The 13,184-nt window shown below is 62.3% G+C and carries 14 protein-coding genes; 8 read left to right on the top strand and 6 right to left on the bottom strand.

The features are described from left to right. Nucleotides 1–131: 131 nt before the first annotated feature. Nucleotides 132–1,268 (top strand): tRNA 2-thiouridine(34) synthase MnmA, encoded by a 1,137-nt coding sequence (gene mnmA, locus EUV02_RS05310; protein WP_207790113.1) that lies wholly within the window; start codon nucleotides 132–134, stop codon nucleotides 1,266–1,268. A 437-nt stretch (nucleotides 1,269–1,705) separates the two neighbouring features. Here the strand turns inward: mnmA and EUV02_RS05305 are convergent, their stop codons facing one another. The 3 genes from EUV02_RS05305 to EUV02_RS05295 are packed head-to-tail and all read right to left on the bottom strand — an operon-like array spanning nucleotide 1,706 to nucleotide 4,320. Then, a complete protein-coding gene (locus EUV02_RS05305; RefSeq protein WP_135245131.1) occupies nucleotides 1,706–2,830 on the bottom strand; it encodes an Rv3169 family protein in 1,125 nt (374 codons plus the stop codon). Between the two features lie 31 nt (nucleotides 2,831–2,861). Next, nucleotides 2,862–3,038: a rubredoxin gene (locus EUV02_RS05300; protein WP_135245130.1), complete on the bottom strand. Its 177-nt coding sequence runs from the start codon at nucleotides 3,036–3,038 to the stop codon at nucleotides 2,862–2,864. Between the two features lie 10 nt (nucleotides 3,039–3,048). Continuing rightward, complete coding sequence (locus EUV02_RS05295; protein WP_135245129.1) at nucleotides 3,049–4,320, bottom strand: cytochrome P450; 1,272 nt, start codon at nucleotides 4,318–4,320, stop codon at nucleotides 3,049–3,051. A gap of 80 nt (nucleotides 4,321–4,400) precedes the next feature. Between EUV02_RS05295 and EUV02_RS05290 the strand changes: the two genes are divergently transcribed. Genes EUV02_RS05290 through EUV02_RS05275 form a run of 4 tightly spaced genes read left to right on the top strand, consistent with a single transcriptional unit; the run spans nucleotide 4,401 to nucleotide 8,670 of the window. Continuing rightward, the gene (locus tag EUV02_RS05290) at nucleotides 4,401–5,033 is read left to right on the top strand and encodes a TetR/AcrR family transcriptional regulator (protein ID WP_135245128.1); all 633 of its coding nucleotides are present in this window, start codon (nucleotides 4,401–4,403) and stop codon (nucleotides 5,031–5,033) included. A gap of 17 nt (nucleotides 5,034–5,050) precedes the next feature. Further along, nucleotides 5,051–6,157: an NAD(P)-dependent alcohol dehydrogenase gene (locus tag EUV02_RS05285; RefSeq protein WP_135245127.1), complete on the top strand. Its 1,107-nt coding sequence runs from the start codon at nucleotides 5,051–5,053 to the stop codon at nucleotides 6,155–6,157. A 58-nt stretch (nucleotides 6,158–6,215) separates the two neighbouring features. Further along, nucleotides 6,216–7,634, top strand: coding sequence for an aldehyde dehydrogenase family protein (locus EUV02_RS05280; protein WP_135245126.1), 1,419 nt, complete (start codon nucleotides 6,216–6,218; stop codon nucleotides 7,632–7,634). After that, complete coding sequence (locus tag EUV02_RS05275) at nucleotides 7,618–8,670, top strand: phosphotransferase family protein (RefSeq protein WP_135245125.1); 1,053 nt, start codon at nucleotides 7,618–7,620, stop codon at nucleotides 8,668–8,670. The genes EUV02_RS05280 and EUV02_RS05275 overlap by 17 nt, the downstream gene beginning before the upstream one ends. 122 nt (nucleotides 8,671–8,792) lie before the next feature. Here EUV02_RS05275 and EUV02_RS05270 read toward each other — a convergent pair whose 3' ends face one another. Continuing rightward, on the bottom strand, nucleotides 8,793–10,010 hold the full coding sequence (locus EUV02_RS05270) for an NADP-dependent isocitrate dehydrogenase (protein ID WP_135245124.1): 1,218 nt from the start codon (nucleotides 10,008–10,010) through the stop codon (nucleotides 8,793–8,795). A gap of 162 nt (nucleotides 10,011–10,172) precedes the next feature. Between EUV02_RS05270 and EUV02_RS05265 the strand changes: the two genes are divergently transcribed. Further along, on the top strand, nucleotides 10,173–10,631 hold the full coding sequence (locus EUV02_RS05265; RefSeq protein ID WP_135245123.1) for a MaoC family dehydratase: 459 nt from the start codon (nucleotides 10,173–10,175) through the stop codon (nucleotides 10,629–10,631). A gap of 10 nt (nucleotides 10,632–10,641) precedes the next feature. On the opposite strand, the gene EUV02_RS05260 is transcribed toward EUV02_RS05265, so the two are convergent. After that, on the bottom strand, nucleotides 10,642–11,190 hold the full coding sequence (locus tag EUV02_RS05260) for an LOG family protein (protein ID WP_135245122.1): 549 nt from the start codon (nucleotides 11,188–11,190) through the stop codon (nucleotides 10,642–10,644). A 62-nt stretch (nucleotides 11,191–11,252) separates the two neighbouring features. On the opposite strand from EUV02_RS05260, the gene EUV02_RS05255 reads away from it, so the two are divergent. Next, on the top strand, nucleotides 11,253–12,023 hold the full coding sequence (locus EUV02_RS05255; protein ID WP_135245121.1) for a phosphatidylserine decarboxylase: 771 nt from the start codon (nucleotides 11,253–11,255) through the stop codon (nucleotides 12,021–12,023). Between the two features lie 19 nt (nucleotides 12,024–12,042). After that, on the top strand, nucleotides 12,043–12,831 hold the full coding sequence (locus EUV02_RS05250) for a CDP-alcohol phosphatidyltransferase family protein (protein ID WP_135245120.1): 789 nt from the start codon (nucleotides 12,043–12,045) through the stop codon (nucleotides 12,829–12,831). Here the strand turns inward: EUV02_RS05250 and EUV02_RS05245 are convergent. Next, nucleotides 12,800–13,045, bottom strand: a complete 246-nt coding sequence (locus EUV02_RS05245) for a hypothetical protein (protein ID WP_166430515.1) — start codon at nucleotides 13,043–13,045, stop codon at nucleotides 12,800–12,802. The two genes, EUV02_RS05250 and EUV02_RS05245, sit on opposite strands and share 32 nt — an antisense overlap. Nucleotides 13,046–13,184 lie beyond the last annotated feature (139 nt).

Below are 13,184 nucleotides of genomic sequence, written 5' to 3'. Positions count from 1 at the left end.
AACACTGCCTCGAAAAACGGCGCGGGCACCGGCAACCTAAGGCAAGTTCGTGGTTAAGCGCCGCTCTGCTGCGTGCTGCTTGCGGCGTCGTGCGGGGTTGACCTCGCGGTCGGTGCGCCTAAGTCGGGCACATGATGCTGCTCGACACCCCTAATGCGCTTCCCGAACTGCCACCGCGCGGCAGCCGCGTCGTCGTGGCGATGTCGGGCGGGGTCGATTCCTCGGTGGTTGCGGCACTTTGTGCTGAAGCGGGCTGCGAAACCATCGGCGTGACGTTGCAGCTTTACGACCATGGTGCCGCACTAGCGCGCAAGGGCGCGTGCTGCGCCGGGTCGGATATCCATGACGCGCGGCGCGTCGCCGACCGGCTCGGCATTGCGCACTATGTGCTCGATTACGAAAGCGCCTTTGCCGACAGCGTCATCGAAGACTTTGCCGACAGCTACCTTTCCGGCCGCACACCAGTGCCGTGCGTGCGCTGCAACCAGACCGTCAAGTTCCGCGACCTGCTTGGCGTGGCCCGCGACCTCGGTGCCGATTGCCTGGCGACCGGCCATTATGTCCGCCGGGCGATGGGCCACGTGGGTGCCGAGCTGCATCGCGGTATCGATCCGGGCAAGGATCAGAGTTATTTCCTGTACGCGACGACGCAGACGCAGCTCGATTATCTGCGCTTCCCGCTCGGCGGTATCGACAAGCGCGCGGTGCGTGAACATGCGACGCGGCTCGGCCTCGGCGTCGCCGCCAAGCCGGATAGCCAGGACATCTGCTTCGTGCCGAACGGCGACTACGCGGCCGTGGTACGCAAGCTGCGTCCCGAAGCTGACGCCCCGGGCGATATCGTAGACCTGTCGGGCAATGTGCTCGGCCGCCACGCCGGGTTGATCAACTTCACAGTCGGCCAGCGCCGCGGCCTTGAACTCGGTGGGCTTGCTTCCCCCGTCTATGTCGTGCGCATCGAACCCGAAACTCGGCGCGTCGTCGTTGGCCCGCGCGCTGCACTGGCGGTCGCGGCGCTGACGCTCGATGAACCCAACTGGATCGGCCCGGATTTGGGCGCGGGGCGCGATGTCATGGTCAAGGTTCGATCGATGGCCGCTGCAGCCCTCGCACGCGTAACGCGCGATGTCGCCGGCACCTTTCGCATCGACTTTGCCACGCCCGAATTTGGAGTCGCGCCTGGGCAGGCTGCGGTTGTATATGATGGCAGTCGCGTGCTTGGCGGCGGCTGGATTGCCACGACCGTTGCCGCCGCAACCGCGCCCTGAAGCCCGCGCCAATTTTTTGGCGTAAATGTAGTTAGAATGCCCGATGTTGTGTGCGCTGCCGAGTGCTGTACCATCAAGAGCATTTCTTGCGCACAAACGTCGGATGAGCGACACCGAATGAACTGGTGGCGTGATAGCCAGTGCTGAGAGTTAGGGGGTGCCGAGCGGACGCTGGCGTCTGGCTACAGTGTTACCCGCAAAAGATCTACGCGTGGTTTGGTAATACTCGTTGCGCTCGATTCGAGTCATTGTTTTTGCTCGAGGTCGCGATGTCGCTCGGGCGCTGGCCGCAGTATATGTGCAGGTGCGCTTCCGCATCTTTCGCAGGAAATGCCGTAGCGCGCGGCGAACCGTTCAACGCGGCGACAGACTAGATCGCTGAATAAGAGGAACCTGATCCGAAATTGGGCCGCTGAACTATATTCGCGACGCCATCGTCACTTGGCGCCGTCGAGGAACTGCGTGAATCCCGCCGGCGCGTAGGGACCGATAACGACCTGCTCAAGGACACCGATGCCGGTACGGCTGCCGTCGCTGGCGCGCACAATTTGCTGAACATGCAGATTCTCCGGCGCCAGCGCATCGAGCTGCAGCGGATCGAACGATTCACCACCGATTTCGAGCTCGCCCTTCCACATGCCTTGGCCCCAGACCGGGTGGCCATAGCCGAGCCCCTTCATCTGGAACTTCAGGATCGGGTCGAGCGAAATTGTCCGGACCTTTTCGTCAAGGTCGACAAGGTCGATCTCGGCCGATGCCGCAAGCCGTGTGCCGGGCACATAGACGACACGGTGGCGCGCGGTGGCCATACGGTGTTCGCGGCCGTCGAGCACGCCCGGCACTGCGGCCTCGCTTGCATACATCGGCGCGATAAAGCCTTCACGCACGAGCGCTTCGCCACGCGTGCCGTCGAAGAAGATCGCGTGCGTGATATGGTCGTCCCAATGAATCGGCGCCCACAGGAAGAAGAATGCGCCGGGTGCATTGGGCGCGCCACCGGTTTCGGGTTCGCCCATGCGGCGCACGCCCCATGACCGGTCCTTAGTGCCGCGGCACACGTCTTCATCGACCTTGATGTCACCATCTGGGGTGTGGATGGTGCCGCTCCACCGGCCGAACTGATCGAACCGCGTTGCGTCCATGATGCGGCGCGTGCCCGACCAAAGCGTCTGGCGTGCTTCCTGAATTGCCGCGGTGCGTGTCGAGAATGTCAGGTCGCACGACAGTCCGCTGGCATTGTCGTCGAGGATGACGCGCGTGCGGCGCATCGGCTCGACGACTTCGAGCCGGAACGGGCCGACGCTGGTATCGGTGCGTTCGTCGGGCGCGCGACGCGAGCCGTAGAAGCAATGCTGGCGTTCGCCCGGACGGACGGTGCTGAATGCGCAATCGATGATGCCGCGATGCGGATACACCGCCATGCCGATCCCGAAATAATAGGAACCGTCGGCCGCATAGCCGTTGAACCACGTCCGGTCATAGGCGTTGCGGTCGCTGGTCGCGAGCACGGCGATGGGCTCGGGCGTCTGGTGAATCGGGTAGTCGTCGAGCTTGTTGAGCATCACTCACTCCGTCGTTTGGCGTGACAGCTGTTCAGGCTTCGACCATCTCGAAATCCTGCTTTTCGGTGCCGCATTGCGGGCAGCACCAATCGTCCGGTACATCGGCCCAGCGCGTGCCGGGGGCAAGCCCTTCTTCGGGATCGCCTGCGGCCTCGTCATAGATGAAGCCGCACGACGCACAGCGCCAGGTCTTGAACGGTTCAGCCATCGTCCTGCACTCAGTTGACGGTGAAGCGGACCGGCACCGACTTGGGGCCGCAGACGAAGTTGGAAATGGTCCGCTGTGGCACGCCCGCGAGTTCGAACGAGCTGATGCGCGACAGGATCTCCTCGGCAATGATGCGCATCTCAAGTCGCGCGAGGTGCTGGCCGAGGCAGACGTGCGGGCCGTAACCGAACGCCAACTGCTGCTTGAACTTGCGCGTGATGTCGAACTCGAACGGCCTGTCGAAGACGTCCTCGTCGCGGTTGGCACTGTGGTACGACAGCATCAGCCAGTCGTCCTTGGCAATCTTCTGGCCGGCGACTTCGATGTCCGCGGTGGCGCTGCGCATGAAATGCTTGACCGGCGTTGCCCAGCGGATCGATTCTTCGATGAACCCGTTGACCAGACTCGGATCCGCCTTGAGCTGGCGGAACACGTTGGGACGTTCGGCAAGTGCCCAGAAACCGGCAGCAATGGTATTCGACGTGGTGTCGTGGCCCGCGGTTGCTGCAATGATGTAATAGCCCATCAGTTGTCGGCGGTTCATGTATTCGCCGTTGATCATCGCATTGGCGATGACGCTGTTGACCACGTCGCGCGGCCGCGCGCGGAACTCGGTGGTGACGTTCTCGAAATAGTTTTCGAGATCGATCATCGTCTGTTGCAGGCTCAATGCGATTTCGGTCGGCGTGCCGACCTGACCGTCGCGGTTGAGATCGGGATCGTTGCTGTTGAACAGCTCCTGCGTCAGCTTGAGCATGAAGGGTTCATCCTCGCGCGGCACACCGAGCACCGTCATGATGACGCGCAGCGGATACAGGAAGGCAACGTCCTTGGCGAAGTCGCATTCGGGACCCATGGCCAGCATCCGATCGACAAACTCGCGCGCAATGGCGCGGATGTCCGCTTCCAATGCGCCGACCTTCTTGGGCGTGAACGCCGGGAAGCCGACGCCGCGCAAGGCCTTGTGCTCGTCTCCATCGACCGACACTAGCGAACGGATCAGATTGGCTTCGCCGCCGGTGACGGCACGGACGAACTGCTCGCCTTCCTTGTTCGACATCACGGTAGGGCGGTCGCCGTTGTGAAAGATCGCCGGCTGCGACTCGATTGACATGATATCGGCGTGCTTGGTCACCAGCCAGAACGGGTTGACGTCATCGGGCTCCGCGCGCGCGAACGGCATGTCGCGGCGGAGCATCGAGAAGGCCGCGTCGAGCTTGACGCCTTCTGAATAGGCCTTCGGATCAACGACAGTGTTGGCGATTTCTGTTGGAATTGACATTTGGCGACCTCCCGCATTCTAGTTACCCCGAACGTGAAGCCAATTTGCTATACAGTCAACAAATATGTTAGGTCACCAGCGTGTCCGAACTTCTCAAAATCAGGCGACAGACGCAGGTCGAACGCCGCGCTGAATCCGAACAGCGCCTGTTGACGGCGGCCGCAGAATTGATTGCCACCGAAGGCTTTGCCGCGGCCAGCCTGGAGCGCGTTGGCGCTACTGCGGGCTACAGTCGCGGCCTTGCCAGCCAGAAATTCGGATCGAAGGATGGCCTGGTCACTGCGGTCATCGCTGCGGTCATTGCGCGGAGTGCCGAGTTGCTCGTGGCGCGTGATTCCGACTCTGCGTCGCCGCTCGACTCGATCATCGCCTATGCCGATGTCATCCTGCTGCAGATCGAACGCGATCCGTTCATCCGCGCCTACTGGGTGATGATGGCGTCGGCGATTGCCAATCGTCTGCCGAACCAGACGCAATTCCTGGCAGAGCATGAAAAAGTCAAGGCGCGGCTGTCAGGGCTGATCACGCAAGGCCAGGACCGCGGTGAAATCGACAGCTCAGTCGACCCTGATGCCGCGGCGCTTTCAATCGGCAGCACTTTGCTTGGCATCGGTATCGAGTGCCTGCTTGACCCGGCACTCGATATTCCCCGCGTGCGTGCCGCCGCGCTGGCGACGATTTCGCGGACGCTCGCCGCTTCTACCAAGGTCTAACAAAAGGAAACTCACGCGTGACCACAGTCCAAGCCGCTGTCGCCGTTGGCCCCGGCCTGCCATTCGAAACCCGCACGCTCGAGCTCGACGAACCGCGCCCCGACGAAGTGCTGGTGCGCATTGTCGGCGTCGGCGTCTGCCATACCGACCTGGTGTTCAAGGAAGCCGGGATGATCGCGGCGCCCGCCGTGCTCGGCCACGAAGGCTCGGGCGTTGTCGAAAAGGTCGGCAGCAGCATCACCAAATTCGCCGCCGGTGACCGTGTCGCCATCAGCTTCCGGTCTTGCGGCACGTGCAGCAATTGCGCCAAGGGCGACGCCGCCTATTGCGCGACGATGCCGCTACTCAACTATGCCGGGATGCGCCCCGATGGCAGCAAGGCGCTGCACGACAACACCATCGATGTCGGCAGCAACTTCTTCGGCCAGTCGTCCTTCGCCACCTATGCGCTGACCTATGCGCGCAATCTGGTGAAGGTACCCGAAGGCCTGCCGCTCGAGCTGATGGGCCCGCTTGGCTGCGGCATCCAGACTGGCGTCGGCGGCATCACGCGCTCGCTCAAATGCGAGCCGGGATCGACCTTGCTCATCACCGGTGGCGGCCCGGTCGGGCTGAGCGCAGTGATGGGCGGCAAGATCGCCGGCTGTTCGACAATCATTCTAGTGGAACCCGTTGCCGCACGCCGTGCGCTGGCGCTGGAGTTCGGCGCAACGCATGTCATCGATCCCACCGCGACCGATGATCTGGCGGCTGCGGTACGCGCCATCGTGCCCGACGGCGTCGGCTATGCCTTCGACACGACCGGGCTGCCCGCAGTCTACACCGGCATCCTCGGGTCGCTGGCGCCCAAGGGCGTGCTTGGCATGGTCGGCGTTACCGCGCCGGGAGTTGCGATGCCGGGCGAGGTCAACACGATGATGACGTTCGGCTTTACACTCAAGGGCATCATCGAGGGCGACAGCGATCCGGAGACTTTCTTGCCCGAACTGATCGAACTGCACCGAAAGGGTAAATTGCCGTTCGATCGGATGATCACGACCTTTCCGTTTTCGCAGATCAACGAGGCCATTGCAGCGCAGCATCACGGCGATTGCATCAAGGTCGTTCTGCTCATGGACGCCTGACAAAAGCTTCGCCAATAGAGGCAGCAACGAATCACGAATCGCTCTGGGGAGAGTCACCATGAATTTCGACACCGACTATCGCATGACCATCGACGGCAAGTCTGTCGGATCAGCCAAGACCATCGACGTGTTCAATCCCGCAACCGGCGAGGCGTTTGCGCAGGCACCCGACGCATCGCGCGAACAGCTCGATGCGGCGGTTGCCGCTGCGCGTGCGGCTTTCAAGCCGTGGCGTGCCCGCCCGATAGCCGAGCGCCAGGCGATGATGCGCGCGGCGGGGGACGTGCTGATGGCGAACGCCGACGATCTGGCGCGGCTGTTCACGCACGAGCAGGGGCGTCCGGTCGAAGCTGCAAAGCAAGAAATTCAAGGCGCCGCAATGTGGCTACACGCGGTGTCGGCCATGACGCCGCCGGTGCATGTCATTGAGGATTCGCCGACGAAGTTCATCGAAACGCGCTACGTCCCGCTCGGCGTCATCTGCGCCATCGCCCCGTGGAACTTCCCGGTCACACTGTCGATGTGGAAGGTCGCGCCGGCACTCGTCGCGGGCAACACGATGGTATTGAAGCCGTCGCCGTTCACGCCGCTGTGCACGCTCAAGATCGGCGAACTGTTCAGCGGCATCTTCCCGCCCGGCGTCTTCAACGTCATAACCGGCGGCGACGATCTCGGCCCATGGATGACCAGCCATCCAGGGTTCGACAAGGTCAGCTTCACCGGCTCGACCGCAACCGGCAAGCGCGTCATGGAAAGCGCCGCGAAAGATCTGAAGCGCGTGACGCTTGAACTCGGTGGCAATGATGCGGCGATCGTGCTGCCCGATGTCGATCTCGACGAGGTTGCACAGAAAATTTTCTTCGGTGCGTTTTTCAACAGCGCGCAGATCTGTGTCGCGACTAAGCGGTTGTACGTTCATGCCGATGTCTATGACGGTCTGCGCGACCGACTCGCGGCGATTGCCAAGGCGGTCAAGGTCGGCGACGGCGCCGAACAGGGCACGGTGCTCGGCCCCATCCAGAACAAGCGCCAGTATGACCGCGTAATGGATCTACTCAACGACGCGCGCGCCAACAATCTGACGTTGATCCACGGTGCCGACATACCCGACGGCGGCGGCTATTTCGTGCCGGTGACGATTGTCGATAACCCGCCCGAATCGTCGCGCGTGGTGCAGGAGGAAGCCTTCGGCCCGATCTTGCCGATGCTCAAGTTCGAGGACATCAACGACGTCATCGATCGCGCCAATGCCAGCGACTATGGGCTGGCCGGCGCCGTCTGGTCGAAGGACGTCGACGCCGCCATCGACATTGCGCGTCGCATGGAAACCGGCACGGTGTGGATCAACCACAACCTCGACCTGCGGCCCGATACGCCGTTCGCCGGCCACAAGCAGAGCGGCTTCGGTGTCGAAAATGGCATGGAGGGCATGCTCGAATATATGGTGCCGCAGGTCGTGAATGTCGCTCGTGGGTGACGCCGCAGCCCTGCAGGGCATCGATGCCGCCAATGTCAGCGCCTGGCTTGCGATGAATGTCGCGGGCGCGGTCGCACCGTTCAGCTTCGACCTGATTGCCGGTGGCCGCTCGAACCTGACATTCCGGGTCACCGGTGCCGATGGCACGCGCTATGTGCTGCGCCGCCCGCCGGTCGGACTGGTGCTGGCGACCGCGCATGACATGGCACGCGAACACCGGCTGATCAGCGCGATGGGCCAGACCAACGTACCCGTGCCGGCGTGTCTTGGCCTGTGCACCGACCCAGCGGTCAATGGCGCTGATTTCTATATCATGGCCTATGTCGACGGCGTCGTGCTCGACACGCCCGACCGCGCGGCGGCAATTGCGATGCCGCTACGCCGGCAGATCAGCGAGAACCTGGTCGATGTGCTTGCCGACCTCCACGCCGTCGATGTCGATGCCGTCGGCCTCGGCAATCTCGCTAAGCGCGAGGGTTATATCGAACGCCAGGTTAAGCGCTGGTCGGCGCAATGGGCGGCATCGAAGACCTTCGAAATTTCTGCGGTCGACGAGGTCGCGGCCTATATGCAGTCGCATGTGCCCGTCCAGCAGGGCGTGTCGATTGCTCATGGCGACTACCGGCTCGGCAATTGCCTGACCAACACGTCGACCGGCGCGATTGCTGCGGTGCTCGACTGGGAATTGTGCACGCTCGGCGACCCGCTCGCCGACGTCGGCTATCTGGGCGTCTGGTGGTCGGATGGTCCCGGTTCGGCCAACACCAGCACCGACGTGACGCAGGCCGGGGGCTTCCTGACCTACGCCGAAGTTGTTGACCGTTACGCGCGGCGAACCGGCCGCGACGTCAGCCAGGTTGACTTCTATGTCGCGTTCGGTTGCTGGCGGCTCGCCGTCATCAACGCCGGTGTCTATGCCCGCTATCTCGGCGGCGCGATGGGCGAAAAGCTCGATGATGCGACGCTCGATGACATGAAATACCGCACCAAGGGGCTCGCGGAAAAGGCACTCGCCGCGACTCAACGCCTGCGTTGATCCGGCCTAGCGGGGTTTGAACGACGCCCAAAAAAATGCCGTCCTGCAGGTAGCACCTGCAGGACGGCATTCGTGTTTTTGGCTCTACACCCGTAAAGACTGACCAGATTGGCCAGCGCCGGTCAGGCGCCCATCGCCTTGTCGAGGTTGGCACGGACGGCTTCGAAGAACTGCTCGGTCGTCATCCACGGCTGGTCGGGGCCGATGAGGATCGCGAGATCCTTGGTCATCTTGCCTTCCTCGACGGTCTCGACGCAGACGCGCTCGAGCGTTTCGGCGAATGCGGTAACCTTCGGCGTGTCATCGAGCTTGCCGCGATGCTTCAGGCCGCCGGTCCAGGCGAAGATTGACGCGATCGGGTTGGTCGAGGTGCTCTTGCCCTGCTGGTGCATGCGGTAGTGGCGCGTGACGGTGCCATGCGCGGCTTCGGCCTCGACGGTCTTGCCATCGGGCGTCAGCAGCACCGAGGTCATCAGGCCGAGCGAACCGAAGCCCTGCGCGACCATGTCCGACTGGACGTCGCCGTCGTAGTTCTTGCAAGCCCAGATGAACTTACCCGACCACTTCAGCGCCGAGGCGACGAGATCGTCGATCAGGCGGTGTTCATAGACGATGCCGAGCTTCTTGTAGCGCGCCTTGAACTCGGCGTCGTAAACTTCGGCAAAGATGTCCTTGAAACGCCCGTCATAGGCTTTGAGGATGGTATTCTTGGTCGACAGATAGACCGGCCATTCGCGGCTGATGCCATAGTTGAGGCAGGCGCGGGCGAAATCGCGGATCGAATCGTCGAGGTTGTACATGCCCATCGCGACGCCGCTCGACGGATAGTCGAAGACCTCGTGCTCGATGACGTCCTTGCCGTTCTCGCTCTCCCAACGCATCGTCAAACGGCCGGGGCCGGGGACCAGGAAGTCGGTGGCGCGATACTGGTCACCGAATGCGTGACGACCGACGACAATCGGATCGGTCCAGCCCGGCACGAGCCGCGGCACCGACTGGATGACGATGGGTTCGCGGAATACCACGCCGCCGAGGATGTTGCGGATCGTGCCGTTCGGCGACTTCCACATGCGCTTGAGGCCGAATTCCTTGACGCGCTCTTCGTCAGGGGTGATCGTCGCGCACTTCACGCCGACGCCGACTTCCTTGATGGCGTTCGCGGCCTGCACGGTGACCTTGTCGTCGGTCTCATCGCGATGTTCGATCGACAGATCGTAATAGTGCAGGTCGATATCGAGGTAGGGCAGGATAAGTTGTTCGCGAATCCACTGCCAGATGATCCGGGTCATCTCGTCGCCATCAAGTTCGACGACGGGTTTTGCTACCTTGATTTTGCTCATCGGATCCTCATTCGGCGCGGCCTGATTTGATGCTGAGATGCTGTAGGGGGCAAGTGCGGGTCAATCAACAGTGGAGTGCGCGGTCGGCCAACCATGGGCTTGCAGCGCTACCAATCGCGCGCCACTATGCCCGACGCAACAACACGACTTGGGAGATGATTGATGGCGCAAATGGTAACACCCGAAGGCGCACGCGCGCTGATCGGCACCGATCTCGGAACATCCGACTGGGTGCTGATTGATCAGGCGAAAGTCAACGCCTTCGCCGATGTGACCGGTGACCACCAGTTCATCCACGTCGATCCCGAAGCCGCCGCCAAGACGCCGTTTGGTGGACCGATCGCGCACGGTTTTCTTACGCTGTCGTTGACTGCCGCGCTGCAGCCGTCGAACGCCATCGTGCTTCAGGGCATTAAGATGGGCATCAACTACGGCTGCGACAAACTGCGCTTCCTGCAGCCGGTGCGCGTCGGCAAGCGCGTGCGCGTGCGCGGCAAACTGCTCGGTATCGAGGACAAGGGCGGCGGCCGCTACCTACTTCGCAATGAAACGACTGTTGAAATCGAAGGCGAGGAAAAGCCGGCCCTGATCGCCGAATGGTTGTCGATGCAGGCCACCTGAGCCGGCCGATCTACAGCCCCAGCCGCTGCGCCAGGCTGTCGAGCCCATCGAGGGGCTCGACGAGCCGGTGCAGATTGGCGGGCGCCATGCCGCTTGCCGTCAGGTGATCGAGCAGCGCCAAGAATGGCGCCCAATAGCTGCCACCGAGCAAGAAAATCGGCTTGTCGTGGATGCCTAGCTCGCGCCACGTCATCACTTCGAATAGCTCGTCGAGCGTGCCGATGCCGCCGGGGAGCGCGACGATCGCATCGGCACGTGCATGCATCAGCGCCTTGCGTTCGTGCAATGTCTCGACCACCAGCAACTCGTCGAGACCGTCCTGCGCGATTTCGGCGTGCATCAAGGCGCGTGGAATGACGCCCACCGTTCTGCCTCCTTGGGTGATGGCGGCGCGTGCTGCCAGTCCCATAAGCCCGATGCCGCCGCCGCCATAGACCAGCGCGAGCTTGTTCGCGGCGCAAAAGCGGCCAAAATCCTCGGCGAGTGCGCTTTGAGCCGGATCATTGCCGCTCCGCGAACCGCAGAACAGGCATAGGGCGTTGACGGACTGGCGCAACATCACAGGCTCCGGGGCTGCGGCTGGAATTGTCAGCCGGATAGAATAGCCCTACTGTGGCGCGCATGAATGACCTTAGCAACACGACCACGCCGCCACCGCCGGCATTGCCGGTGCCGACAAGCGCCAAATATCGCGTGCCAACCATCCATCCCGAAGGCCGCAAGTTCGTCGCCATCGCGGTCGGCATCACCATTCTTCTCGGATTCGGACTCAAATGGGAAGTTGCGGGCTGGCTGATGGCGGGTATTTCAGTCTGGGTCGCGGCGTTCTTCCGTGATCCGGAACGAACGACTCCGCACGGCGAGGGCCTGATCATTTCACCCGCGGACGGCATGGTCTGTTCGATCGCACAGGTCCCGCTGCCGCGCCAGTTGACCGGCGATGGCGGGCTCGAAAGCGATGCCGCTACGGGTACCGTAACGCGCGTTTCGGTGTTCATGAATGTCTTTGACGTCCACATCAACCGGGCACCGATTGCCGGCCATATCCGCCGCATTACCTATGTGCCGGGCAAGTTCGTCAACGCCGACCTCGATAAGGCAAGCGAGGACAACGAACGTCAATATTTCATCGTCGAGGGCGCCGATGGCACTGCGGTGGGCTTCTGCCAGATTGCCGGCCTGGTGGCGCGGCGCATTATGCGCTTCGTTGCCGAAGGCGATCAGGTGGCTGTTGGCGAGCGCGTCGGCTTGATCCGGTTCGGCAGCCGTGTCGATGTCTATCTGCCCGAAGGCTATACTTCACAGGTGCTTGCGGGCCAACGCTGCGTTGCCGGTGAAACCGTGCTGGCGCGCAAGGGCGTGCCCGAGTTGCTGCTGGGCGCGACCCAGTGACGCGCGCCAGGTGAATGGCATGAGCGGCGATAATTCCGAAATCAGACGCTCGCAGCGCGTCATCCCGATGCGGGCTCTGATACCCAACGCAGTGACCATCTTGGCGTTGTGTTGCGGTCTGACTGGGGTGCGCGCGGCTTTTCTCGGCGAATGGGAAAAGGCGGTCTTCGCCATCGTCATCGCCGGTGTACTCGATGCGCTCGACGGGCGTATCGCACGGTTGCTCAAGGGAACGTCGCGCTTTGGCGCCGAACTCGACTCGCTGTCCGACCTTACTGCGTTCGGCGTGGCGCCTGCGTTGATCATCTATTTCTGGTCGCTGCATGTGTTGCCGGGCATCGGCTGGATCATTGCCCTAACGCATGCGGTGACTTGTGCGCTGCGGCTAGCGCGGTTTAACGCCCAGCTCGATGTCGAAAATCAGCCGCACAAAAAAGCCGGTTTTTTGACGGGCATTCCGGCGCCGGTCGGGGCAGGGCTCATGCTCAGCCCGATGTTTGTGTCGTTCTGGCTCGAGCCGGTCCTACTCGACAATCTCGAACTACGCGCCGCGATCAGCGCGACCGTCTTGATTGTCGTGTCATTCTTCATGATTTCCAACCTGCCGACCTACAGCTGGGGCTCGGCGCGCATCCGCGGTCAGTGGCGGCTGGTGGCATTGCTGGCCGTCGGGCTGATTGGCGCAGCGCTGATTTCGGCGCCATGGATGACGCTGTCGCTGATCTGCCTGGCCTATGCGTCAACCTTGCCGTTTGCGATCCGCAGTTATCGCCGGGTCAGGCAGCGTGCTGCAGCGAAGCAGTCATGAGCACTTCGCGGCGTTCGGGCAGAAGATAGACTATCGCTCCCCCGTCGTCGGCGAACACCGGCTCGCGTTGCATCGGCGGCAGGCCTCGCGTCGACATGACCCAGCCGCGATGTTGCAGCACGTGTACGATCTGACGGCGGCGAGTCCAAACGTCGCGCGTCGTCAGCGCTAGGAGTAGGGCGATCTGGGTGATGCAGAATACCGAAACGAACATTGATGCCACGACTGAATGCCTCCGTTGCCAACGATGCGAAAGCTACGGCCCCGAATCGTCGTTGATGTCTCATGTTCTTTTTTTGTTCTTTTTGCGTCAAGTTGAAATTTTGTACCAGCGGATTTTCACTGCCTCACCG

This window comes from Glacieibacterium arshaanense (assembly GCF_004681125.1).
Taxonomy (GTDB): Bacteria; Pseudomonadota; Alphaproteobacteria; order Sphingomonadales; family Sphingomonadaceae; genus Polymorphobacter_A; species Polymorphobacter_A arshaanense.
The sequence above is the reverse complement of the archived record's forward strand: the minus strand, read 5'-3'. Positions and strand labels throughout refer to the sequence as shown.

Bases quoted from the DNA above. Each gene is read 5' to 3' on its own strand.
- EUV02_RS05300 (WP_135245130.1), bottom strand. From the start codon at position 3,038: ATGGCTGAACCGTTCAAGACCTGGCGCTGTGCGTCGTGCGGCTTCATC.
- EUV02_RS05275 (WP_135245125.1), top strand. From the start codon at position 7,618: ATGTCGCTCGTGGGTGACGCCGCAGCCCTGCAGGGCATCGATGCCGCC.
- mnmA (WP_207790113.1), top strand. From the start codon at position 132: ATGATGCTGCTCGACACCCCTAATGCGCTTCCCGAACTGCCACCGCGC.
- EUV02_RS05260 (WP_135245122.1), bottom strand. From the start codon at position 11,190: ATGTTGCGCCAGTCCGTCAACGCCCTATGCCTGTTCTGCGGTTCGCGG.
- EUV02_RS05295 (WP_135245129.1), bottom strand. From the start codon at position 4,320: ATGTCAATTCCAACAGAAATCGCCAACACTGTCGTTGATCCGAAGGCC.
- EUV02_RS05245 (WP_166430515.1), bottom strand. From the start codon at position 13,045: ATGTTCGTTTCGGTATTCTGCATCACCCAGATCGCCCTACTCCTAGCG.
- EUV02_RS05250 (WP_135245120.1), top strand. From the start codon at position 12,043: ATGAGCGGCGATAATTCCGAAATCAGACGCTCGCAGCGCGTCATCCCG.
- EUV02_RS05270 (WP_135245124.1), bottom strand. From the start codon at position 10,010: ATGAGCAAAATCAAGGTAGCAAAACCCGTCGTCGAACTTGATGGCGAC.
- EUV02_RS05255 (WP_135245121.1), top strand. From the start codon at position 11,253: ATGAATGACCTTAGCAACACGACCACGCCGCCACCGCCGGCATTGCCG.
- EUV02_RS05280 (WP_135245126.1), top strand. From the start codon at position 6,216: ATGAATTTCGACACCGACTATCGCATGACCATCGACGGCAAGTCTGTC.
- EUV02_RS05265 (WP_135245123.1), top strand. From the start codon at position 10,173: ATGGCGCAAATGGTAACACCCGAAGGCGCACGCGCGCTGATCGGCACC.
- EUV02_RS05305 (WP_135245131.1), bottom strand. From the start codon at position 2,830: ATGCTCAACAAGCTCGACGACTACCCGATTCACCAGACGCCCGAGCCC.